Genomic DNA, 22259 nt, shown 5'->3' with positions numbered 1-22259 from the left:
AAACATGACTTATCGTTATTCCGGGGCGCGCTGCGCCGCGGCGTTGGCAGCCGCGCTGTCGATGGCCGGATGTGCCGTCGGGCCCGATTTCAAAACGCCCGAAGCGCCTGCCAATGCGGGTTACACCGTCGACGCCCTGCCTGCGGGCACCACGTCGGCCGACACGACGGGCGGCAGCGCTCAGCGTTTTGTCTCCGGCATGGATATTCCTGCGCAGTGGTGGACGCTGTTCCACTCGCCCGAACTCGATGCCCTCGTGAAAGAGGCCATCGAACGCAATCCCGACATGGACGCGGCACGTGCTGCGCTCAAGTCGGCCCACGAGGCGGTACGCGTGCAGCAAGGCGACTTCTTTCCGCAGGTCAATGCTTCGTTCTCGCCGACGCGCCAGCAAATCGCATCGCCGCTGGCGAGCCCGGCCGCCAGTGGTGACGATCTCTATAACCTGCACACGGCGCAGGTGTCCGTGTCGTACACGCTCGATCTGTTCGGCGCAAACCGTCGTCAGGTCGAATCGCTCATCGCGCAAGCGGATGCCCAGCGCTTTGCACTGGAAGCGACGTATCTGACGCTGACCAGCAACGTGGTGGCCGCAGCCATTCAGGAAGCGTCGTTGCGCGGGCAACTGGCTGCGACGCAGGAGATCCTTGCGCTTCAACAGCATTCACTCGATCTGCTGCACAAGCAGTACGACTTGGGTCAGGTGGCGCAGGCTGACGTGGCGGCGCAGGAGGCATCGCTGGCACAAGCGCAGGCGGCGGTGCCGCCGCTGGAGAAGCAACTGGCGCAGCAACGCGATGCGCTCGCCCGCTTGCTCGGGCGCATGCCGAACGAGCGCATCGGCGCGCAGTTCGATCTGAGTGGCTTGCAGTTGCCCGAAGCGTTACCGGTGAGCTTGCCGTCGCAACTGGTCGAACAGCGTCCGGACGTGCGTTCTGCGCAGGCGCAATGGCATGCGGCCGGTGCTGCGGTAGGCGTGGCCGTGGCAGCACGTCTGCCGAGCATTACGTTGAGTGCGAGCTACGGGGCGAGTGCCGAAATTGCCCGGGAACTGTTCAGCCCGGGCACGGCGTTCTGGACGCTGGCGGGGAGCCTGACGCAACCGATCTTTGCGGGCGGTGCCCTGTTGCACAAGCAGCGCGGGGCCGAAGCGGCCTACGAGCAGGCGGGTGCACAGTATCGCGGCGCGGTGCTCACGGCGTTCCAGAACGTTGCCGACACACTGCATGCCCTGCGCACGGATGCCGATGCGCTGAGTGCATCGCTCAATGCCGAGCGCGCGGCGAAGCGCAGTCTGACAATTGCCCAAAAGCAGCTCGAACTGGGCGATATCAGTTACTTGACGCTGCTCAACGCCCAGCAGACATATCAGCAGGCGCGTATTGCGCTGGTGCAGGCGCAGGCCAACCGCTACGCCGATACGGTGGCCCTGTTTCAGGCGGTCGGTGGCGGCTGGTGGCATCGCGACGATGTGCAGACGGCTAAGGCGGGCTGACGTCGCGACGACGCTTGCCTGAGGTTGACGTCATGGACGGTGTTACGATGCCAGCGCATGACGTCAACTGTGTTGCCAACGCTGTCGCGCTTAATGGGAATCACCGGAATGATCGACTTTGCCGTATTGCCCTACTTCCTCGCCACCGCGGCGGTTCTCGTGGCCATTCCCGGCCCCAACACGATCTACGTGTCGACGGCGAGTGCGAGTCAGGGATTCCGCTACGGTCTGGCGTCGTGCTTCGGCGTGATGCTCGCAACGCTGGTGCATGTGGGTTTCGCGGCGGTCGGGCTCACGGCGCTGCTGATGGCGTCGCCGATTCTGTTCACGGCGATCAAGACGGTTGGGGCGGCGTATCTGGTCTATCTGGGTATTAAGGCTATTCGAAGCAAAACACGGCCCGACCCTGTCGACGCAATGAATGCGCCTGTACCGGCGCTTGGCGCGTCGGTGCGCAAGGGCTTTCTCGTCAATCTGCTGAACCCGAAGACGGGGTTGTTCATCGCGGCGTTCCTGCCGCAGTTCGTGAACGCCGCCGCCGGCAACGTCCCACTGCAAATCGTGACACTCGGGGTAATGCTCGTGGCGGTAGGCAGCGTGAGCGACGTGACATACGCCGCACTCGCCCGCACGATCGGCAAGGCTATTGCGAATCAGGGTGCCAAATCGGGCGCAGGCAAATACATCACCGGCCTGCTTTATATCGGCCTCGGCGCCGCCGCCATGGCGACGTCGAATGGGGCGGGGAAGTAAGAAACACACGCCTCGCTATGTGAAAACAGCCGCTTGAGCGGCTGTTTGGCGGTCGCTGACCGTGTGTATCGCCGGGCTTCCCCGTTCGACTGTCGTCCATCATCCTCTCGATCATTTCGGGAATGGTCTGGATTCGCGGCCTACCATCCAACCTTGCCGCATAAGCACACGCGAAATGCCTCATGAGCGCCGGTGATCGGTCCCATCGATCACCTCACGTCCGGGCGTCATTGTGGGCGGGCTGTGCAAGCCGCAAACTATCGGGCATGAACCCGATCTCCGCCTCCGGTCAGTTACTCGACGCAACCAGCCGCCCCCGTCGATTTATCGATCTGCCCGCCCTCTTCGGCGATACGCTCACGCGTCTGCCGGTCGTCTTACGCCTGTTGCTGGAAAATGCGCTGCGCAACCTGTCCGGCGATGAACGTCAGGCGGCGATCGATGGTGTGCTCGATTGGCTGGAACGCGGCACCAGTCACCACGAAATTGCGTTTTACCCGCTGCGCGTGCTCATGCACGACACTACCAGCACGCCCGCGCTGATCGATATCGCCGCCATGCGCGATGTGCTCGCCGAAGCCGGTGCCGACCCGTCGCAACTCAACCCCGTGCTGCCCGTCGACGTCTCCGTCGATCACTCGCTCGCCGTGCAATTCCACGCGCAAGCCGATGCCGCGCAGCGCAACCTGTCCGAGGAAATGCGCCGCAATGCCGAGCGTTATCGCTTTCTGCGATGGGCGTCCGGCGCACTCGACCGCGTTCGCATCCATCCGCCGGGCACCGGCATCATGCACACCATCAACCTCGAACAACTCGCCACCGTCGCCAGCGAGTGCGAGATCGACGGTGAGCCGTGGCTCGTCCCCGACACCCTCATCGGCACCGACAGCCACACGCCGATGATCAACGGTATCGGCGTGCTCGGCTGGGGCGTAGGCGGGCTCGAAGCGCAAACGGTCATGTTCGGCATGCCGGTCATGCAACGGATTCCGGATGTCATCGGCGTGCGACTCTCCGGCGCCCTCCCGGCAGGCAGCACCGCCACCGATCTTGCGTTGCGCGTGACCGAAGTCCTGCGAAACCTTGGCGTCAGCGGCGAATTCGTCGAGTTCTACGGCACCGGCGTGACGACCCTCAGCGCCAACGAACGCGCCGTCGTCGCCAATATGGCCCCCGAGTACGGTGCCAGTACCGGCTACTTCCCCGTGGACGACCGCACCCTCGCCTATCTGCGGGAAACCGGGCGCGACGCGTCGCATATCGCCAACGTCGAAACGCTCTACCGGCGCGCCGGGCTCTGGTTCGACCCGCACGCCACGCCGCGCTACACCCGGACGATCGATATCGACCTCGATAGCGTAGAGCGATACGTCGCGGGCCCCTTCCGGCCGCAAGACCGGCTGCCCAGCGGCGCGACAGGCCGCACATTGGGCACCGATCCGGCCTCGCGCCGGGGTGGCTTGCCCGACTGGCCGATTGCGCTGGCCGCCATCACCAGTTGCACCAACACGTCAGACCCCGCCTTGCTCATCACCGCCGGATGGGTCGCGCGCCGCGCAAGAGCGCGTGGCCTGCACGTGCCGTCGTGGGTCAAGACGTCGCTCGCCCCCGGCTCCCCTGCCGCCGCCGACTATCTCGCTCGCGCGGGACTCGATCACGACCTCGCCGCGCTGGGTTTCGATATCGTCGGCTTCGGGTGCACGACCTGCATCGGCAACGCAGGTCCGCTGCCGGAACCGATTGCCCGCGCCCTCGCGGACGCCGCCGCCACACCTGTAGCGGTCGTGTCGGGCAACCGCAATTTCCCCGGACGCATCCATCCGGACCTCGGGCACGCATTCATCATGTCGCCGCCGCTGGTCGTGGCCTTCGCGCTGGCCGGCACCGCGGCCATCGATATCGAAAATGATCCGATCCAATTCGACGCCCACGGTCTGCCGGTCTATCTGCGCGATCTCTGGCCCGCGCGCGAAACCGTCGCCGCCAGTCTGGCGGCCGTGCGCGCCGACGACTTCGGCACAGCATTTCACAACGCGAGCGGCAATCCGCTGTGGGCCGGTCTCGACGTATCGCATGCCCCCCGCTACGCGTGGTCACAACGCTCCACCGCTCTGCGCCGGCCGCCCTTTGTCGCGCGCGACGAAGGCAGCCTGCTCGGCGACTACGATGCGCATGTGCTGCTCGCCCTCGGCGACGATGTCACGACCGACCACATCTCCCCGGCCAGCGCCATTCCGCCGGACAGTCCCGTCGCAGACTTTCTGGTCGAACGCGGCGAGCCGCGCGACGACCTGAACGTCTTCGCCTCAAGGCGAGGCAACTGGGAGGTAATGGTGCGCGCGGCGTTCTACAGCAAATCGCTTGTTAACTTGCTTGCCGCAGACTTGCCCGTCGCGTATACGGTGCACGGACCAAGTGACGACGTGATGCCGATTTTCGATGCCGCCCAACGGTATCGCGAAGAAGACCGCCCCGTCGTTCTCGTGGCCGGTGCCCGCTACGGCACCGGATCGTCGCGCGACTGGGCGGCGAAAGGACAACGGCTGCTGGGCATCCGCGCCGTCGTCGCCGTGAGTTTCGAACGCATCCACCGATCCAATCTGATCGGCATGGGCATCCTGCCGTTGCGTCTGCCAACGGGCGTCGCGCCACAAACGCTGGCGCTGACGGCGCAAGATCGTGTCCGGATCAGAGCATTGCCTACGGATGTTTCGCCGCGTGCCGCCATTGAGATCGTGATCACACGTGCTGATGGCAGTACAGAGTCGCTGGTAACAACAGCGGCAGTGGAAACGCGTCTGGAAGTAGAACTGCTGCAACGCGGCGGCGTGATCCCGTCGATCCTCGCACGCGCGTTGAATTGATTGCCTAGTTAATAGGTTTGGTCGTCTTGCCCCGGCGGGCGGAATACTCAGCCCGCCGTACGCCGCCCGGTCGAGCCATGCACCAGCCGTGAGTACGACACGAGCATGGTTACCAGCTCTTGCGTGGCCATTGTGAACGGGGCCGAACGCCGCGCAATCAGACAAACGTCGCGCGGGTCGAACGTTTCCCGAATCGGGATGCTGATGAGCGCGTCCGAGAACAGCGGCATTTCGGCAAGCACTTGCGGCTCGATCGTCAGATAGTCCGACTCGGACACGATATGCAGCGTCTCGAGCAGCGACTCCGCCGTCAACGCGATCTTGGGATGTCCCAGACTCTCGGTATTGAACAGGCTGATGAGCCGGTTCTCGGCACCGACGATCCCCGCCGGTCGAATGCTGACCCATTCGCAATCGACGAGATCGCGCACCGACGTGGCATTCGCCTTGGGATGCCCCTTGCGGGCAATCACACTCGGTGACGACCGATATAACCGCTCGATGCTCAGGTCGACATCGCTCACCTGCGGCGCCAGCGGTGCGATCACGAAATCGAGCCGGCCATCGCGAATCCGCTCGATCAGCATCTTCGTGTAGCCGCTCGTGACATGCACCCGCACCTTCGGAAAGCGCTCGACAAAGCGCTTGACCACCGGCAGCAGCAATTCGGCTAGCGGCTCGGAGGTCACGCCCAGCGTGATATTGCCCTCCTCTTCGCCGGTCGATTGCTTGACGTCCTGCGTGGCCAGATCGCAGTCACGGATGATGGCATTGGCGCGGATGAGAAACCGCTCGCCCACCGGGGTGAGCGTCACCCCCTGATGCGAACGGTTGAGCAATGCCGTGCCGAGCTCCGACTCCAGCCCCTGAATGGCCTGCGTGAGCGTGCTCTGGGCGATGTCGAGCGTACGTGCCGCCGCGCGAAAACTGCCCTGCTCGACGACGGCACAAAACACGCGCAATTGAATGAGTGTCATGCTCCGCATCCTACCCGAAAGCGCCTGTCGCCAGCATCGGCGACGGCGTTCGTTGTGGCCGTGTCACACAGCGTAGACCGGTGCGGCCCCAACCGTCTTCACAGCTTTCACCGGCATCACCGGCGCCACCAGACTATAGAGATCCTTGCAATCGTCCGGCTCGGGAATCAGGTCGATGGTCTTGCCCACACCCGCCGTCTGCGACAGATCGCGCAGATAGCGCAACGTGGAGAAGTCTTCCAGCGCGAAGCCTACCGAATCGAACACGGTCACCTGCTCGCGCGATTCGCGTCCGGCGCGCTGCCCGGCGAGCACTTGCCAGAAATGCACCACCGGCGAATCCGCCGGCATTTGCTGAATCTCGCCTTCGAGGCGCGTCTGTGCTTCGAACTCGACCATCACGCGGGCGGTTTGCAGAATGTCGCGATCCAGTTCGGTCTTGCCCGGGCAATCGCCGCCGACCGCGTTCAGATGCATCCCTGGCTCGATCATGTCGGCGGTGAGGATCGTCGCGTAAGTCTTATCGGCGGTGACCGTCGTCACGATATCGGCGCCGCGCACCGCTTCGCGTACCGACGCCACCGGCAGCAATTTGAGCCCGGGCACGCCCGCGAGATTACGCATGAGCTTGGCCGTCGCGGCCTGATCCACGTCGTACAGGCGAATCTCGTCGATCCCGAGCATCGCGTGAAACGCCAGCGCCTGAAACTCGCTCTGCGCGCCATTGCCGATCAACGCCATGACACGGCTGTCCGGGCGCGCCTGACAGCGGGCTGCCAAGGCTGAGGTCGCCGCCGTGCGCAACGCGGTCATCAGTGTGAATTCGCACAGCAGCAGCGGATATCCGGTGCTCACTTCGGCGAGTGCGGAGAACGCCATCACCGTCAGCAGGTTGTGCCGCGTGTTGACGGGATGGCCGTTGACGTACTTGAACCCGTAGAAGCGGGCATCAGACACAGGCATCAGCTCGATCACCCCGTTGTCGGAGTGATTGGCCACGCGTGCCGATTTATCGAAGTCGTGCCAGCGCAGGTAATCGTCCTGCACATAGTCCGCGAGCGTGCGGATGAACGGGGCAACGCCGGTTTGGCGCAACAGGGTCTGAATATCGTTGACGTCGAGGAATCGAGTCATATGCGTCTCTTTTGTGGAGGTTCGGTTCGGCCTACATTGGCGGGCAGTCGGGTGTCGTAGCGGTCAGGGTCAGGACGAAAGCCATCAGGCGCCGAGCAGCATGCCGGAGCGCTGGACGCGCTGGCCGGTGACGCGGCCAAGCGGATCGCCGGCATTGACGAAACGCACGTCGCGCCGCATGTACAGCACGCCTTGCGTGCGGCTCGACACGGTGTGCACTTCGCCCGTCAACGGCGCAACGATGTCGAAGACCGGCTGCCCGACTTCGACCATCGTCCCCAGTGCCGCGCGGTGCACCAGAATGCCGGCGCACGGCGCACGGAATTGCTCGCTGCCGGCCAACGGCGTGGCGGGATGCAGCAGCGGCGGCAATGGCTGCGCATCACCCGCGATATCGCCAGTGTGGGTCAGGTACTGAATGATCGCGTCGGCATCGGCGTCGGCCTGCTCGTAACTGACGTCGCGTTGCCCACGATGCTCGACGGTGACTGACACCGGCCCCTCGGGCATCGGATAAGTCGTGCCGAAGTGCTGGCGAAGCTGCCACCACGTGTAGCTCTGCGCTTCGTCGAACGAAAACGCGCCCGAATCCAGCGCCAGCAGACTTGCTTGTGCGCCGAGATAGCGCGCCAACGGCTCGGCCGCCGGCCAGCATTCATCGCCGACATAGAGATGCATCGTCGCCTCACGCGAGCAATGCAGGTCGAGCACGATATCGGCGTCATGGGCCTGCGTCATCAACACGTGCTGCAACGAACCGAACGCATCCGTCACGGGCAAGGCAGCGAGCGCCTCGCCCCACGCTGCGCGTACGCGCTGGCGATTGGTGTCGACGTCGTCGGTCAGTGCGCCTTCCAGACGCTGCGCAACGGCCTTGAACACCATCGGAAAGCCACGGTTGTAGTTGCGACCGCTGGCCAATTCGAAGCGCCCTTGCGGCGCGCCCATCAGCCATTGGTTCAGCCCCAACGGATTCGCCATGACGACGAGCACGACTTCGGCGCGCAAACGGCCTTGCACTTCGAGCGCGAGAAACTTGTCGCGAAGGCGCGTCGCCACCAACATGGCGGGCGTCTCGTCGGCGTGCAGCGCCGCCTGCAAGTAGACCTTGCGGCCCGAGGATGCATTGCCGAAGTGTTCGGCGACCACCGCTTGCGAGGTGCCGCTGCACAAATGAGAAATGGGGTGCGTGACGCTATGCATGGCGAGAAATTAGTGACGTAACGTAAGACGGCTGACTTGCACGGCGCAGGCCGGCAAATCGATATCAGCATGGTAGGCAGTCACCTGATCGGCAGGAATGCAGATCCGCCGATCGGGATTGCCCAGAACAATCACTGCCCGCTCGCGAATACCGCGACGCGGTGCGCCGGATCGGCGCTGTGGGCGACCGGGCACAGATGCGGCAAGGCTTCGCCTCCCTGTTCGGGATCGAAGTACGCCAGCGGCGCATCGCTCGAGTCCGGTTCGGCAAATTCACGCGTATGGACGGCAAAGCCCGACTCGCGATCGCCGCGCAACTCCGGCACGGCGCGCAGCAAACGGCGCGTGTACGGATGCGCGGGACAGTCGTAGATCGCATCGCGCGTGCCGCGCTCCACCACGTGCCCCCGATACATCACGATGACGTGATCCGACAGCTGTTCGACCACGCCCAGATCGTGCGAAATCAGCAACAGCGCAAAGCGATAGCGCGCCTGCAATTCGGTGAGCATGTCGAGCACTTGCTTCTGCACGGTGACGTCCAGCGCCGATACGGGCTCGTCGGCTACGATGATCTGCGGATGCGCGGCCAGCGCGCGCGCAATGGCCACGCGCTGACGCTGACCGCCCGACATCTGATGAACAAACCGCGTGCCGAAACTCGCCAGCCCCACATCCGCCAGCACTTGCGCCACCCGCTCGCGGCGCTGCGCGGCACTCAACGAAGTGTCCAGCCGCAGCGGCTCCTCCACCAGTGCATCCACGCGCATGCGCGGATCGAGCGACGAGTACGGGTCTTGAAACACCATCTGGACGGCCCGGCGCGACGCCCGCATGGCAGCGTCGCCGCCCTGCGCCGGAAACGGCGCACCACGCACGCTCACCTGCCCCTGCGCGCGGGGCAGCATGCCCATCACGGCTTTGGCGAGGGTTGTCTTGCCGCTGCCCGATTCGCCCACGATCGCCAGCGTCTGACCGGCATGCACGCGAAACGAACACGGGTAGACGGTTCGCACGGCCTTGCGCCGGAACCAGCTTTGCGGAACAACGTAATCCACCGCCACATCGGTCACTTCCAGAATTGGCGCATCGACGATGGTGGTACCCGCCGGTGCCCGCGTCCCCGCGTCGCGGCGTGGCAAAGACTCCAGCAAACGCAGCGTGTAATCGGTTGAAGGATGTGACAACACCCGCGCCACCGGCCCCGACTCGACGGCGTCGCCCTGACGCACCACCAGCACACGCTCGGTGTAGGCCGCCACCAACGCCAGATCGTGACTGATGAACACCAGCGCCGTCCCCTCTTCGCGCGCGAGACCGATCATCACGTCGAGCACTTCCTTTTGCACCACACAGTCGAGTGCCGTCGTCGGCTCGTCGGCGATCAGCAAACGCGGCTTGAGCAGCATCACAGCCGCGAGCAGGATGCGTTGCCGCATACCGCCCGAGAACTCATGCGGATACCGCGCCATGCACCGCTGCGGATCGCGCACGCGCACACGGGCGAGCATCGCCAGCGCTTGCTGACGCGCCTGTGCCGCCGCGACACCGCGACGCCGCACGAGCGCTTCGATCATCTGCTCGCCAATGCGCATGGCCGGGTTGAGCGAGACCATCGGCTCCTGAAACACCATGCCGATCTCGGTGCCCCGCACGTCGCGCCATTGCGTAGCATCGAGATCGAGCAACGAGCGGCCGTCGAATGTCAGCGTGTCGGCGTGGGCCGTCGCAGATTCCGGCAACAGGCCAAGCAGCGCCTTGCCGATCAGCGTTTTACCGCTCCCCGATTCGCCCACGACGGCGAGCGACTCACCGGCACGCAGCGTCAGGTCGATATTGCGCACGACATCGCGCTGACCGCCTTTGCCGTCGGGAAAGGCAATGCACAGCCCTTTGATGTCGAGTAGCGGCGCGCTCGCCGAGGCGGCGTCGTCCACAGACATCGACGACGGCTGAACCGACTGAGCCGACTGACCATTTGCGAGCGCGTTCATTTGACCTCCTTCAGTCGCGGGTCGAGCAAATCGCGCACGGCGTCGCCCAGCAGGTTGATACCGAACAGCGCCAGCGAGATGGCCGCGCCGGGGAACAACACCACCCAGAACGCCTGATCGATGGCCGAACGCCCATCCGCGAGCATGCCGCCCCACGTGGGTTCCGGGGCGGGCACGCCAAGCCCCAGAAAACTCAAGGCGCTCTCCGCGAGCAGGGCCGAACCGAACAGCGACGTCGAGAAGATCAACAACGGCTGCACGCAGTGAGGCAACACGTGCCGCACGAACGTCCACGCTTCGCGATTACCCATGGTGCGCGACGCTTCGACGTAGTCGCGCAAGCGCAGCGACAGCACGGCACCACGCGCAATGCGGCTCACCGACGGCGTGTAGGCAAGCCCCAGCGCCAGCACCACGCCCCATTTCGAGGGCCCAAGCACGGTCATGATGCCGAGCGCCAGCAGCAGACCGGGGAAGGCCATCAACGCTTCGACCAGCATGCCGGCCAGCCGGTCGGGCCAGCCGCCGACATAGCCGAAGATCGCGCCGATCAACGTGCCGGCAGCCAAGGCGAGTACGACGGAAGCGACGCTCACCATCAGGCTCAGACTGGCGCCGGCCATGATGCGCGAGAGCACATCGCGGCCGAACGCATCGGTGCCGAACCAATGCGCCGCGCTCGGTGCGGCGTAGCGGGCGTAGAGATCCACGTCCACCGGGTTATAGGGCGTGTAGACGAGATCGACTGCGGCGATGAGCACCAGCAGGCCGACCAGAAAGCCGCCGATCCACAAATTGGCCCGTCGCACGGATAGCAGGGAGAACAAATAGGTCATGGGGGCGTTCAGTGCTTGATACGGGGATCGAACAGCGGATACAGCAGGTCGACGACGAGATTGATCACGACGTAGATCAAGGCGATCACCAGCAGACAGCCCTGCACGACCGGGTAATCGCGCGCATAGATGCTCTCCACCAGCAGACGCCCCATGCCGGGCAGCGTGAAGACGGTTTCGATGACCGCGCCGCCCGCCAGCAAGTGGCCGACCACGAGACCGATCACGGTGAGCGTGGGGCCGAACGCGTTGGGCAACGTGTGCCGCACCAGCACGCGGCGCTCGCTCAAGCCCTTGGCTCGGGCATGGGCGATGTACTCCAGCCGCAGCACGTCGATGCTGCTCGCGCGGATCATGCGGGTGACGACCGCGATCTCGCCCAGCGCAATCGCAATCACCGGCAGCACGAGATAGCGCAGCGATCCCCAGCCCGCCTGTGCAAACGTCTGATAGCCGAAAGTGGGCAGCCAGTGCAGCTTCACCCCGAAGATCCAGATGAGCAGAATGCCCGACCAGAAACTCGGAATCGAGACGAGCAGCACCGTCGTCATGACGATCGCCAGATCGCTGCGGCGATTCTGCCGCCACGCCGCAAACAGCCCGGCGGGTATCGCGAAGAGGCAGGCGACGAACGTTGCGCCGAGCACGATCTTTGCCGTCACCGGAAACGCTTCTGCAATCAGCGCGCTCACCGGACGATGCCGGGCAATCGACATGCCCAGATCGCCGCGCAGCAGGTGCTCGATCCAGTGCAGATACTGCGCAGGCCATGGCTCGTCGAGCCCCAGCGAGTGACGCAACTGCGCGAGCAGCGCCGGGTCGTTCAGGTCGCCTAGCATGAGCGTGGCGGGGTCGCCCGGAATGGCGCGAATCATGCCGAACACGAGCAGCGTCACGATAAAGACCGTGGGCACGGACATCGAGATGCGCTTGAAAAGGTACGCCGGCATGCCGTCAGTCCTTCGTCACGTTATAGAAGCGTTTGAGACGGATGGGCCAGCTCGTCACGCCATGCAGGCGAGAACTGACCAGCATCAGATCGGGCGAGTTGTAGAGCACGAGCATGGGCACATCGGCCAGCATGCGTTGGTGCAATTCGCCGAACACACGTGCACGCACGCGGTCGCCGGTCTCGCCCGCGATGCTGCGCAACAGGTCGAGCGCCGCCGGGTCTTCCCACTGCACCAGCGCATTGCGCGACTTGTCGCCGAGCACGTCGGCATACATCAACGCCGGGTCGGTGCGCGCCGTGTAGCCGAACGCCATCAGTTGAAAACGCCCGGCGCGGTAATCCGCCAGTTGCTTGCCCCACTCCACCACTTGCAGCTTCACGTTGATGCCGGCGCGTGCAAGCAGCGATTGCAGATACACGGCCATGGTGAACATGTGCGTGTAGCGGCGATTGGTCTCCAGCGTGATCGGCTGACCGCGATAGCCCGCTTCGTCGAGCAGACGCTTGACCGCCGGCAACGACTTCACGTATCCCACGCGGGTGGCCGGGCTTGCCAGCGCACTGGCGTTCGGCACGAGCGACGGGTTGTAGTCCGAGCGCCCTTCCGTCACGGCATTCGCAATGCCCGGCAAGTCGGCGGCCAGCGCAATGGCACGGCGAATGCGCACGTCGGCGAGCAGCGGGTCGCGCGACTGAATCAGCAGCATCGCGGGGTCGGCCCCGGGCCCGGCGACGATGTGCCATGCCGGGTCTTTCGGCGGCACCATTTGCTCGGACAGATTCATGGCATCGATCTGCCCCGACATCAGCGCAGACATCTGTGCCGTTTCGTCCGGAATGGTGACGAAGCGCACGTCGGCATGCGCCACCTTGGCACCGGCTGCCCCGTTCGCCGGCTCCGGGCGCGGCCGGTAGGCGGCAAACGGTTTGAGCAACACGTACTGCCCCGGCTGCCAGTCGGCGAATACATAAGGCCCGGTGCCGATGGGCTGCGCCCAATGGCCCTCGGCATCAACGCTGTCCGGACTGAGCACCGCCATCGGGCAGCGCGGGTCCGCCATGTGGTTGAGGAACAGGGCCGACGCGCGGTCCAGATCGAACGTGACGGTGTAGCGATCGACGACGTGCACGCCCAGCACCTTGGCGCCCGCGTGGCCGTCATAAGCGCGACGGCAATAGAACCCGGTCGACGGGTTCATGAAGTATTCGTAGCTCCACTTCACGTCGGCCGCCGTCATCGGCTTGCCGTTGTGAAACTGCACGCCGTGACGCAGATGAAACGTGTAGGTCTTGCCGTCGGCGGAGATGTCCCACCGGTCGGCAAGCATCGGACCGATGCTCAGGTCCGCACGCAACGCGACGAGCGACTCGACCACGTGCGCGAGGATGTTGTCCGTCGCCGTGTTGCGTAGAAGGCTGCCCGGCATCGACGTGGGCGTGTCGGAGCTGACGGCAAAACGAATCTCGTGACGGGAGGCGGCGGGCTGTGATTGCGGCTGTGATTGCGGCTGTGATTGCGTCGGTGATTGCGCCTGCGCCGACGAAGCGCACATCAGCGCCGCTGCCAACGCGACGCTCGCCGCAAGGCCGGCGTGCCAACGGTTGCGGAGTTCGCGCCGACAAGATGGCCGGGACATCGGAGATAACTGGGAGATCGGGGACATCGGGGACATCGGTTTGTCGTTGTACTAAGGGGACTGTCCGGGCGAAGCGGCGCGCAGGCTCGTGCCGAGCGCCCCGCCGCATGCGCTCAGCGCAACCGATATTCGACGAATTCGCGCGATTCGTAGGGCTTGCGTGCGATCCACAGCACGCCGTCGGCGGCGTCCATCAACGTGGTGCAGACCGTCGCCGCAATGCTGTCGAAGCTCACCTTTCGCGGCACGCGCAGCACGCCCACAGGGCTGCCGAAATCATCGGCGAGTACGCCCTTGATGACGGTCCAATCGATCTTGCCGAAGCGTTCGCGGCCGATGTTCAGGCCTGCGGTCACGCGGCGCTGGCGGTAGATGGAGTCGGGGCTCTTGGCCAGACCGAGATCGCGCAGCTTGGTGCGCGCCACCGGGCACAGCCAGTGATTGGCATGCACGAGGATGTCGTCGGTCGGCGTGAGCCAGAAAATCTCGTCCGGCGCGCATTCCAGATTCACGGCTTCACCGCGCGCGTCGGCCAGCATCAGGTTGTTCGACGCGTAGCGGCGCGTGTTCCACAGCGCTTTCATGGCGTCGGCCAGACTGGTGGAATCGAGCATGCGGCGGCGAATCAGCGAGAGCGGCGTATTGGCTTCGCTCGCGTTCACGTAGTCGCGATCGGATGTCAGAAAGTTGCCGGACAGCGACAGGCCCGCGCTGTTGATGCCGTGGCGGCCAAGCGTGCCGGCTTCGGTAAAGACAAGCAGATCGGGGCCATCGTCGCGGCGCATGCGCAGCACGATGCCGGTATCGGCGCACTCGGCCCGCCAGTCCCAGTTATGCGCATGCAGCAGACGCCCGTTGGTGCTCGCCTGCGGCATGACGATCAGGCCCGTGCAGCCGTCGTCGAGCGCCTTGCGCGCTTCGCCGATCTCGTCGTGCCCGTACATCATCTCGGTGCGGCAATTGATGATGACGATGTCTTCGAGCGTGACGTTCGCGCCCTCGGCGATGCCCCGCATTTCCTCGAGATACGTCGCGTCGAAGGCTTCGATGATGGGCACCATGCGACGTGCCAATGCCTGTTGCCGTTCGCTCGACACACCCCGGCGATCCAGTTGCGTGCGGTACAGCGCCAGACTGCGCGCCACGCGCTCGGGCACCTGACGACCGTGTGCGAGGCCCCGTTCGAACGGCGTGCCGCTCACATCGACGAGGGGAAAGGCTTCATTGGCATGCATGGCTTGGCGTATCCGGTGGTGAACGTGTGGATGAATGACACGTTGCCATCGTAGAAGGCCAAATAGACCGCGGGAAGCACGGTCCCGGTGATCGGTATCGGAAATTCCGATCACCCCTTCGCGATACCTCGGGTTATCGATCGAATCGGGCACATCGGGCGGAGCCAAGACCCCCGCCGATGGCCGATGCGACGCAATCGCGGCAATTTTGATTAGGGTTTATACCAATCTCGAAGTGCAGTATCGGAAAAACCGATCGCGATTGCGCGAGGCCATCAATGCACCGCCGTCCGGGGCGCATCGACGCCAATCGTTCAGAACGTGTGCCGCATGCCGATGCGCACCGCCGTCGACGACGGGCCTTGCCCGGTGTAGGTCCCCTTCACGAAGGTGGGTGCCGCCCCGCCGCCGAGGAACACCGGTGCCGCGCCGCCGCCCGCATACAGCCATGTGGCTTCGACGTAGACGTCGGTGCGCTTGGACAGCGCGTAGTCGGCGAGACCCGTCACGTTCTGCCACTTCTGCACGCCCATCTTCGAATACCAGTAGCCCGCCATGAACGTCCACGCCGGGCCCCAGCGATAGATCTGGTTGGCTTCATAGGTGTTCATCACGGCACTCTCGTTGCCGTTGCGAAACCGTGTGCTGGTGAACAGCAGGCGCGTCGTATTCGGCCCGTAACGGTAGCTGCCGCCCACGCCCCAACTGGTGATGTTGTCCAGCACGGCAGGCCCCGGCGGCAGGTCCGGGAAAATCGTCGTCCCGGCCTGCGTGGGCGCGTTGACGCCGGAGTTATGCGTGTTGGTATAGGCCGCACCGAGGCTGAGGCCGTCGTTCGCATACTTCGCGCCGAAGGCAAACACGCGTCCGGTCCCGGCGGAAACATCGGACGACGGTGTGGCGTACAAGCCGCCCACCGTCAGCCCCGCCCAGTTCGGCGACGTGTATTTGATGGCGTTATTGATGTGCAGCGTACCGGCAAGATGGTCGAAATCGCCCGGGTGCCACGAGTACTGGCCCGCCAACTGCCCCATCGTGAACTGCGTGAGGTTGTCCCAGAAGAAGTCGTATTGCTTGCCGAAGGTCAGCGTGCCCAGCGAGTTGTCCTGAAGCCCCAACCACGCCTGCCGGCTGAATAACACGCCCGACTGCACCATCGTGCCGGAGTAGAGATTGAACCCGTTCTCGAGGGCGAAGATGGCGCGGCGTCCGTCGCCCAGATCCTCGGTGCCACGCAGGCCCCAACGGTTGGCCTGAATCGCGCCGTCGTTCGCAACAAAGGTGCCGTGGCCGTTCAGGTTGCTGAAGTACGTGAGACCGGCGTCGATGATCCCGTACAACTGCACCGAGCTTTGCGCCTCGGCGGGCGCGGCGACGGCCAGCAAGGCCGGGGTCAACAAAACGGCAAGCAGCGAAGCGAGCGGAGTACGGCGTGCAGCAAGGCGAGTCATGAGGTTTGTCTCCATATGGTTTTTTTTAGGCAAAACGAAGCCGTCACCCTCTTGCGGGGCGAGACGGGTACAGCAGGGACTGCGGAATCTTCAGAAGTCGGGGCAGGCGTCGGCTATCGTGCGCGCCGCCTTAGCACCTGCCCGCGCGGGTCATCCGGAGAACCGGTAGACGACGGAGTCGACCCGAAAGCGCACGTCGGCGTCGAGACTGTTGGTCACGACCACATAGCGCTCGCCATCGATATCGAATGTCGATGCATCGGTGCCGCCGGACGTATCGATCCATGCGAGCGCATCGAAGCCGTCGCCACGCCATTGCCACAGCACCGATTGCTGAACGGGTTCCGGTGCCTTCGGGGTGCCGGTGATGAAGCGCACCTGCAACAGATAGCGCGGTGCGCCGGGGCGGCTGGCAGGTATCTCGCAAAGCTCGCGGCCACCCGCGCCATCGAGCGTCTGCGTCGCGATGAATTGCACGCCGTCGAAACGGTACAGCGTTGTGTGGCTGAGCAGATTGGCGTGGACGAGCCATAGCGTCTGGCCGTCGACGAAGAAATGGAAAGCGCGTCCGCCCGGCTCATCGAAGGTCTGGAGTGTCTCGAACTGGTTGCCGTTCCAGCGAAAGATGCGCGACCCGCTGACATGATCGGCATACGCCACGTAGTGTTTGCCGGCATGCTCGACGTGCGCCCAGTTGTAGCCCCATCGCCCGCCGGTCGCCTGAAACGGTTCGAAGCGCTCGCCATTCCATGCGAACACGCAGGACTGGTCCAGGTGCCGGGCTATCGGCCCTTCGACCGTGACGCCTTGCGCGAGGCCAAGGAAGTGCCGCCCGTCGATCTCGAAGTGACGCCACTGTTTGCCGGCGAAAACTTCGAATCTCTGATGCTCGCGCCATTCGCCGTGAAGGCGCTCGTACAACACGGCGTGCGTGTTCAGATCGTACGGCCCGCTCCCGGTGCGAATGCCCACGCAGGCGAGGAATTCTCGCGTGCCGATAGTGAAGTGCTCGACGTCTTCGCCACCGGGCAGTGACAGGCGCTCGGCGAGTGTGAAAGCGCCCGCTCCCTCCTCCTCTTTCGATCCAGCTTTTGATCCAGCTTCCCAGCGATAGAACAGTGCATCGACATTGCTGTCGCCGCCGTTCATATAGGGCACTTCGCCCGCCACGTCCTTCGACATCTGCGCAATCGCCAGCCAGCGCTCGCCATCGCGGGTGAACGTCGCCACCGCTCTCGCAGCGCTGGTCGGCAGCGTCTGCACCGGGGTGAAATTAACGGCCATGATTCACTTCTCCGTGCGGCACTGGTGCGACTTGTGCGCCGTAGGTATCCGCGTGTCGTTCATGCCCTTCCGCCTGAGGCGGCGTGCGCCAGCGAGCAATGCTCACGCCAAGCGCACCGACGACGGCCAGACAGGCTGCGAAAACGAAGAGTTGCGGCAACGGCATCTGGCGGGCGATCAACCAACCACCGACGGTCGGTCCGATGATCGAGCCAAGACGCCCGATGGCCATCGTCGCGCCCACGCCGGCGGCACGCACGTCCGTCGGGAACAGACGGCTGGCAATCGCCGGAAACGTCAGTTGGCCGCCAACAAGACACGCGCCGACTGCGAAGAGCATCCCGAACGTCGCATGCCCCACGCCGATGAGATTGCCAAGCACCACGGTCAGCACGGCACCACCGATGAAGGAGCACGCCACCGGCACGAACGGCCCGGCCCGCGTCACGACCGTCGAGAGCAGCAGCGCACCGACAATGGCACCGACGTTGAGCGTAACCGCGCCCATTGCCGCACGGTCGGGCGCCACGCCGTTCAGGTGCAACAGCGTCGGCATGAAGCTCACGAGAAAGCCCGACAGGATCATCGTCGCGAGCACGCCGACCCACAGCGCCGATGCCGCGACACCACGTCCGTCGGCGAACACGCGCGGCAACATGCCACGGCGTTGCAAGACGGCACCGGGACGTTCGCCCTTGTTGGCCTCGGCAGGCGCCGTGGCGGGCAGCACCCAGAGCACCGGGAGGATGACGAGCAGCGCAAACGCACCGCCCATCTGGAACACGAACGGCCAGCCGAAGCGCATCATCAGCACGGCCGAAATCGCGCCGCCCACCACGGCACCCAGCGGAAAACCGATGAACATCAGGATGACGAGTGCCGAGCGGCGGCGCACCGGCGCGCTTTCTGCCGTGATGGCCGTCACCGGCGGAATCGCGCCGCCCATGCCCAGACCGCCGAGCAGGCGAAGAATCGACAACTCCGTGGCCGACGTGGCCCACGCGCAAGCCAGCGTGAATACGCCGGTCATGATCAAAGCGGCCACCAACGTCGGGCGGCGTCCGAAGCGGTCGGCGAGCGGCCCTGCAATGAGCGAGCCGACGACCGTGCCGATAAAGCCCGCGCCGAACACCCGCCCCAGCGACGCCGGGTCGATGTTTAGCGACTTGGACAGCAACGGCGCGACAAAACTGAGCATCAGCGTGTCGAAGCCGTCGATCATCGAGACGGCGAAGCACACCAGCGTGATCGCGACGATCCGTCGTACGGGTAGCGCAGCAGAGACACCGGGTGTCCCCTCGTTCTGCATCAGATTCATGGTTGTCTCCTGATGGGGCTATTTGATTTCGTGTTTAAACCGTCTTGAAGCGGTCCCTTCGGACAATGAACGGTGCAGCGCCCCTGCGGCCCGTTTCTCGTTTGTTGCTTCATTTCCTGCTTCGTCGGTGGTTGTCTCTACGGATCAATCAGTTCATACGCCTGCGGGTGATTTAGCGAATTCGCGTCGGGTAATTCACATGCGTAAAGCCGGGGATGACCGCGCGCGACGGGTCGTTATCGCAGCGGGCCAGCTCGTCGACGATGTAGTCGGCCACGCAGTTGGAAAGCAGTTGCGCCGGGTCTTCCATGATGCGGCGCAGTCGTGCCGCCATGACCTTGCGGTCTTGCGCGTCGGCCAGCGGCGGCATCGCTTCGTCAGGCGACGGCGCGAACGAAAACCCGGGCGCTTCTGGAAACATCTTTCGAGCGACTTCGATGCTGGCGCGCGTGTTGTGCCACAGCTCGCGGTAGCCCGCCTCAAGGGATTTAAGGTCGTCCGCGGTGCCGAGATTCGCCACGGAAAAGCCCTGTGCATGCGGTGCGACCAGCAGGCGCTCTGGTGGCAGTTGTTCACCTGAAGCCCGCCAGATGAGATGGCACATGTTGTTCGACGACCATGTCGCCCCCGCCGTCGGACGGCCCGAGCGCCCGGAGACGATGACCATGGCGCGCGACCAGTCGATCGATTGCGCGCGCAGCCAGTTGCCGATGCGATAGACGATGTCCAGATACGCCAGACCGAAGGTTGCGAACATCACGTCGTTCATCGGCACCGGCAAGTCGCTGCCCGGCGCGGCCTCGAAGTAGTCTGCGACGAGCCGGTCGAAGTCCAGCCGCGACGGATCGACCAGTGCTTGCGTGAGCCAGCGAATAGAAATGTCACACGTGTAGTCGATCAGATCGACCAGCCAGGCTTCGTTGCCGCGCAGACTCTGCACGGCAACGACGTCGCGCCAGTGCGCCAAGGTATTGGCCTCGCGCACGTGTCCGGCATGCTCGATCAGTCGCTTCGCTTCGGCGCGCCATGCGGCCGCTTCGCTGTCGCCCTGCCCTTCGTCGTCCAGTTCGCGCAAACGGGCGAGATAGGCCAGTGCCAACGGCAGATGCGAGACCGCCGTCAGTTCGATGAATCCCCGCGTCGACTTGCGAAAACTCTCGATCTGGGCGGGTGCGCCAGCGCCCGGAAACAGCGCAATATCCGAGCCGGTCGAGACCAGCAGCGGCAGTGCCGCGTCGCGTGCCGACATCGTCTTCGCCAGCCGGTTGCCGAGACTATTCGGGTCGGAGGTGAAGGCATGAAACAGCCCGGCGAAGGCGGAATGAGGTTGGTAGCTCATGAACGAACTCGATCAGAAATCGTAGAGGCGGGCCGGATTATCGACGAGGATCCGGCGACGCGTCACGGCATCCGTCGTCCAGTCGCCCAGCAGGTTCAGCAACTCGCCGGTATCGCGCTCGCCCATCGGGATATGCGGCCAGTCGGATCCCCAGATGACCTTGTCGGGCGCGGTCTCGATGATCGCCTTCGCCATCGGCGCGACGGACGACAGCGGGCGCCCCTTGGCGACGCGATACGGTGCCGATAGCTTGAGCGTGCAGTTGCCATCCTTCAGCAGTTGAAGCAGACGCGTGAAGTCGTCGCTCGTGAGCCCGTCTTCCTGCGTCATGTAGCCCATGTGGTCGATCACGAACGGCGTGCGCACGTCGGTCAAAAACGGAATCAGGTTGCGCACGACCGGGCCCGGCGCATAGAACTGAAGATGCCAGCCGAGGCTTTCACACAGCGCCGCCATGCGGGTGATGTACGCCTGAATTTCTTGCGTGGGTTGTTCTGCGCGCGAGAACAGGTCGAGCCGGATGGCCCGCACGTTGGCGCGATGCCAAACGTCGAGCGTGGCGGCGGGCAATCCCTCGTCGATCATGACAACGCCGCGCGCGGCATCGCCGGCCTTGGCCAACGCGTCGAGCAGGCAACGATTGTCCGTGCCGTAGAAACTGGGTTGGACGATGGCGAAGCGGCGAATCGAAAGCGCGTCCATCACTTCGCGGTACTTGTCGAGTGCGCCATCGGGCAAGGTGTATTGCGGATTGCCCACGCTCGGATACTGCGCGAGCGGTTCGAACACGTGCATGTGCGCGTCGCAGGCATTCTCGGGCATGTCGAATGCGGGGCGGGTCAGCGAGCTTGCGGCGCGCATCGGAGTGGAGGTCAGTTGGCCGGCGTATTGGGTTGCCATGTGAGTGGGTTCTGTTGGGTTGGCAAAAAAAATCGGGTAAGGCGAACGCTCAGGCGGGCGTCAGCGCGGCGCGGTCTGCCGTCACGCGGCGGCGCATCGCGTCGAGAAACAGGTCGCCGTCGATGCCGCTGAATACGAACGGTGCAGCGCCGTCGGCGCGCAGTTGCGTCAGGGCTTCGCCTTCCGGCATGCCGCCAACGATGGCGATCTTGCCTTGGGCACGCACGGCGGCCACGACTTGGCGGCAGGCGGCCAGCACGTCGGGATGGGTTGGGTTTCCGGTATGGCCAAGGTCGGCCGACAGATCGTTGCAGCCGAGGGCCACGATGTCGACGCCGGGCACCGCCGCGATTTCGGCCGCGTTTTCTACGCCCGCGCGGCTTTCGATCAGCAGCTTCACGGCCGTCACGGCGTTCACGCGGCGATTCATTTCCGCGGCCGGCAATTTCTCGTAGCCGACGAACGGGAGCGTTGCCAGTTGGGAGCGCTGACCGTGCGGGGCAAAGCGGCTCGCCGTCACGATTTCGCGGGCTTGTTCGGCAGATTCGATACGGGCAGCGATGATGCCCAGTGCGCCGCCGTCGAGCACGCGGTTGATCATGCCGTAGTCGCGTTCCGGCACGCGCACCCAAGGCATCAGGCCAAGATCGACCGCGCACAGACAAAGCTGCGAGACGGTGTCGACCGGCATCGGGCTGTGTTCCATGTCGATCCATACCGTGTCGTAACCGGCGGCGCGCGCCCAGCGCACGACGTCGGGTGAGCGGGCGGCGCGCATGCCTAGTGCGAATACAGGCTGACCGGCGCGCAGACGCGCCATGAGTTCGGTACTTTCCATGCTGTCTCCGAAGCCCTTGGGGCTTGGTTTCGTTTGAGTGGTTTCGTGA

General features: G+C 64.5%; 17 protein-coding genes. 3 read left to right on the top strand and 14 right to left on the bottom strand.

Annotation, left to right across the window (positions count from 1 at the left end; translation table 11 throughout):
• Positions 1–4 precede the first annotated feature (4 nt).
• The 3 genes from PIN31009_RS08755 (at position 5) to acnA (ending at position 5112) form a co-directional block, all read left to right on the top strand.
• Positions 5–1495: an efflux transporter outer membrane subunit gene (locus PIN31009_RS08755; RefSeq protein WP_150789965.1), complete on the top strand. Its 1491-nt coding sequence runs from the start codon at positions 5–7 to the stop codon at positions 1493–1495.
• Positions 1496–1603: 108 nt separating this feature from the next.
• Positions 1604–2248 (top strand): LysE family translocator, encoded by a 645-nt coding sequence (locus PIN31009_RS08750; protein ID WP_174997051.1) that lies wholly within the window; start codon positions 1604–1606, stop codon positions 2246–2248.
• A 266-nt stretch (positions 2249–2514) separates the two neighbouring features.
• Entirely contained in the window at positions 2515–5112 is a 2598-nt protein-coding gene (gene acnA, locus PIN31009_RS08745) for an aconitate hydratase AcnA (protein WP_150789963.1), read from the top strand.
• Positions 5113–5159: 47 nt separating this feature from the next.
• Here the strand turns inward: acnA and PIN31009_RS08740 are convergent, their stop codons facing one another.
• From PIN31009_RS08740 to PIN31009_RS08675, 14 genes are all read right to left on the bottom strand, one after another.
• A complete protein-coding gene (locus PIN31009_RS08740) occupies positions 5160–6089 on the bottom strand; it encodes a LysR substrate-binding domain-containing protein (protein ID WP_150789962.1) in 930 nt (309 codons plus the stop codon).
• 63 nt (positions 6090–6152) lie between these two features.
• On the bottom strand, positions 6153–7223 hold the full coding sequence (locus PIN31009_RS08735; protein ID WP_150789961.1) for an ornithine cyclodeaminase: 1071 nt from the start codon (positions 7221–7223) through the stop codon (positions 6153–6155).
• Between the two features lie 84 nt (positions 7224–7307).
• Entirely contained in the window at positions 7308–8426 is a 1119-nt protein-coding gene (locus PIN31009_RS08730; RefSeq protein WP_150789960.1) for a succinylglutamate desuccinylase/aspartoacylase family protein, read from the bottom strand.
• A 131-nt stretch (positions 8427–8557) separates the two neighbouring features.
• Entirely contained in the window at positions 8558–10420 is a 1863-nt protein-coding gene (locus PIN31009_RS08725) for a dipeptide ABC transporter ATP-binding protein (RefSeq protein WP_246185569.1), read from the bottom strand.
• On the bottom strand, positions 10417–11256 hold the full coding sequence (locus tag PIN31009_RS08720) for an ABC transporter permease (RefSeq protein ID WP_150789959.1): 840 nt from the start codon (positions 11254–11256) through the stop codon (positions 10417–10419). The genes PIN31009_RS08725 and PIN31009_RS08720 overlap by 4 nt, the downstream gene beginning before the upstream one ends.
• 8 nt (positions 11257–11264) lie before the next feature.
• On the bottom strand, positions 11265–12206 hold the full coding sequence (locus PIN31009_RS08715; protein WP_150789958.1) for an ABC transporter permease: 942 nt from the start codon (positions 12204–12206) through the stop codon (positions 11265–11267).
• Between the two features lie 4 nt (positions 12207–12210).
• A complete protein-coding gene (locus PIN31009_RS08710) occupies positions 12211–13761 on the bottom strand; it encodes an ABC transporter substrate-binding protein (RefSeq protein WP_174997048.1) in 1551 nt (516 codons plus the stop codon).
• A gap of 197 nt (positions 13762–13958) precedes the next feature.
• Positions 13959–15080 (bottom strand): C45 family autoproteolytic acyltransferase/hydrolase, encoded by a 1122-nt coding sequence (locus PIN31009_RS08705; RefSeq protein ID WP_150683851.1) that lies wholly within the window; start codon positions 15078–15080, stop codon positions 13959–13961.
• A gap of 314 nt (positions 15081–15394) precedes the next feature.
• On the bottom strand, positions 15395–16531 hold the full coding sequence (locus PIN31009_RS08700) for a porin (protein ID WP_174996039.1): 1137 nt from the start codon (positions 16529–16531) through the stop codon (positions 15395–15397).
• Between the two features lie 150 nt (positions 16532–16681).
• Positions 16682–17815: a hypothetical protein gene (locus tag PIN31009_RS08695; protein ID WP_150789956.1), complete on the bottom strand. Its 1134-nt coding sequence runs from the start codon at positions 17813–17815 to the stop codon at positions 16682–16684.
• On the bottom strand, positions 17805–19133 hold the full coding sequence (locus PIN31009_RS08690; RefSeq protein WP_150789955.1) for an MFS transporter: 1329 nt from the start codon (positions 19131–19133) through the stop codon (positions 17805–17807). The genes PIN31009_RS08695 and PIN31009_RS08690 overlap by 11 nt, the downstream gene beginning before the upstream one ends.
• 172 nt (positions 19134–19305) lie before the next feature.
• Complete coding sequence (locus PIN31009_RS08685; RefSeq protein ID WP_150789954.1) at positions 19306–20472, bottom strand: DUF5624 domain-containing protein; 1167 nt, start codon at positions 20470–20472, stop codon at positions 19306–19308.
• 12 nt (positions 20473–20484) lie between these two features.
• Positions 20485–21372, bottom strand: a complete 888-nt coding sequence (locus PIN31009_RS08680; RefSeq protein ID WP_217426774.1) for an amidohydrolase family protein — start codon at positions 21370–21372, stop codon at positions 20485–20487.
• Between the two features lie 49 nt (positions 21373–21421).
• On the bottom strand, positions 21422–22210 hold the full coding sequence (locus PIN31009_RS08675; RefSeq protein WP_150789953.1) for an HpcH/HpaI aldolase family protein: 789 nt from the start codon (positions 22208–22210) through the stop codon (positions 21422–21424).
• Positions 22211–22259 lie beyond the last annotated feature (49 nt).

The organism is Pandoraea iniqua, from assembly GCF_902459685.1.
GTDB classification, from domain to species: domain Bacteria; phylum Pseudomonadota; class Gammaproteobacteria; order Burkholderiales; family Burkholderiaceae; genus Pandoraea; species Pandoraea iniqua.
This window is presented reverse-complemented; position numbering and strand designations above follow the sequence as displayed.

Coding starts and splice junctions, on each gene's coding strand:
- PIN31009_RS08755 (WP_150789965.1), top strand. CDS start 5: ATGACTTATCGTTATTCCGGGGCGCGCTGCGCCGCGGCGTTGGCAGCC.
- PIN31009_RS08750 (WP_174997051.1), top strand. CDS start 1,604: ATGATCGACTTTGCCGTATTGCCCTACTTCCTCGCCACCGCGGCGGTT.
- acnA (WP_150789963.1), top strand. CDS start 2,515: ATGAACCCGATCTCCGCCTCCGGTCAGTTACTCGACGCAACCAGCCGC.
- PIN31009_RS08740 (WP_150789962.1), bottom strand. CDS start 6,089: ATGACACTCATTCAATTGCGCGTGTTTTGTGCCGTCGTCGAGCAGGGC.
- PIN31009_RS08735 (WP_150789961.1), bottom strand. CDS start 7,223: ATGACTCGATTCCTCGACGTCAACGATATTCAGACCCTGTTGCGCCAA.
- PIN31009_RS08730 (WP_150789960.1), bottom strand. CDS start 8,426: ATGCATAGCGTCACGCACCCCATTTCTCATTTGTGCAGCGGCACCTCG.
- PIN31009_RS08725 (WP_246185569.1), bottom strand. CDS start 10,420: ATGAACGCGCTCGCAAATGGTCAGTCGGCTCAGTCGGTTCAGCCGTCG.
- PIN31009_RS08720 (WP_150789959.1), bottom strand. CDS start 11,256: ATGACCTATTTGTTCTCCCTGCTATCCGTGCGACGGGCCAATTTGTGG.
- PIN31009_RS08715 (WP_150789958.1), bottom strand. CDS start 12,206: ATGCCGGCGTACCTTTTCAAGCGCATCTCGATGTCCGTGCCCACGGTC.
- PIN31009_RS08710 (WP_174997048.1), bottom strand. CDS start 13,761: ATGTGCGCTTCGTCGGCGCAGGCGCAATCACCGACGCAATCACAGCCG.
- PIN31009_RS08705 (WP_150683851.1), bottom strand. CDS start 15,080: ATGCATGCCAATGAAGCCTTTCCCCTCGTCGATGTGAGCGGCACGCCG.
- PIN31009_RS08700 (WP_174996039.1), bottom strand. CDS start 16,531: ATGACTCGCCTTGCTGCACGCCGTACTCCGCTCGCTTCGCTGCTTGCC.
- PIN31009_RS08695 (WP_150789956.1), bottom strand. CDS start 17,815: ATGGCCGTTAATTTCACCCCGGTGCAGACGCTGCCGACCAGCGCTGCG.
- PIN31009_RS08690 (WP_150789955.1), bottom strand. CDS start 19,133: ATGAATCTGATGCAGAACGAGGGGACACCCGGTGTCTCTGCTGCGCTA.
- PIN31009_RS08685 (WP_150789954.1), bottom strand. CDS start 20,472: ATGAGCTACCAACCTCATTCCGCCTTCGCCGGGCTGTTTCATGCCTTC.
- PIN31009_RS08680 (WP_217426774.1), bottom strand. CDS start 21,372: ATGGCAACCCAATACGCCGGCCAACTGACCTCCACTCCGATGCGCGCC.
- PIN31009_RS08675 (WP_150789953.1), bottom strand. CDS start 22,210: ATGGAAAGTACCGAACTCATGGCGCGTCTGCGCGCCGGTCAGCCTGTA.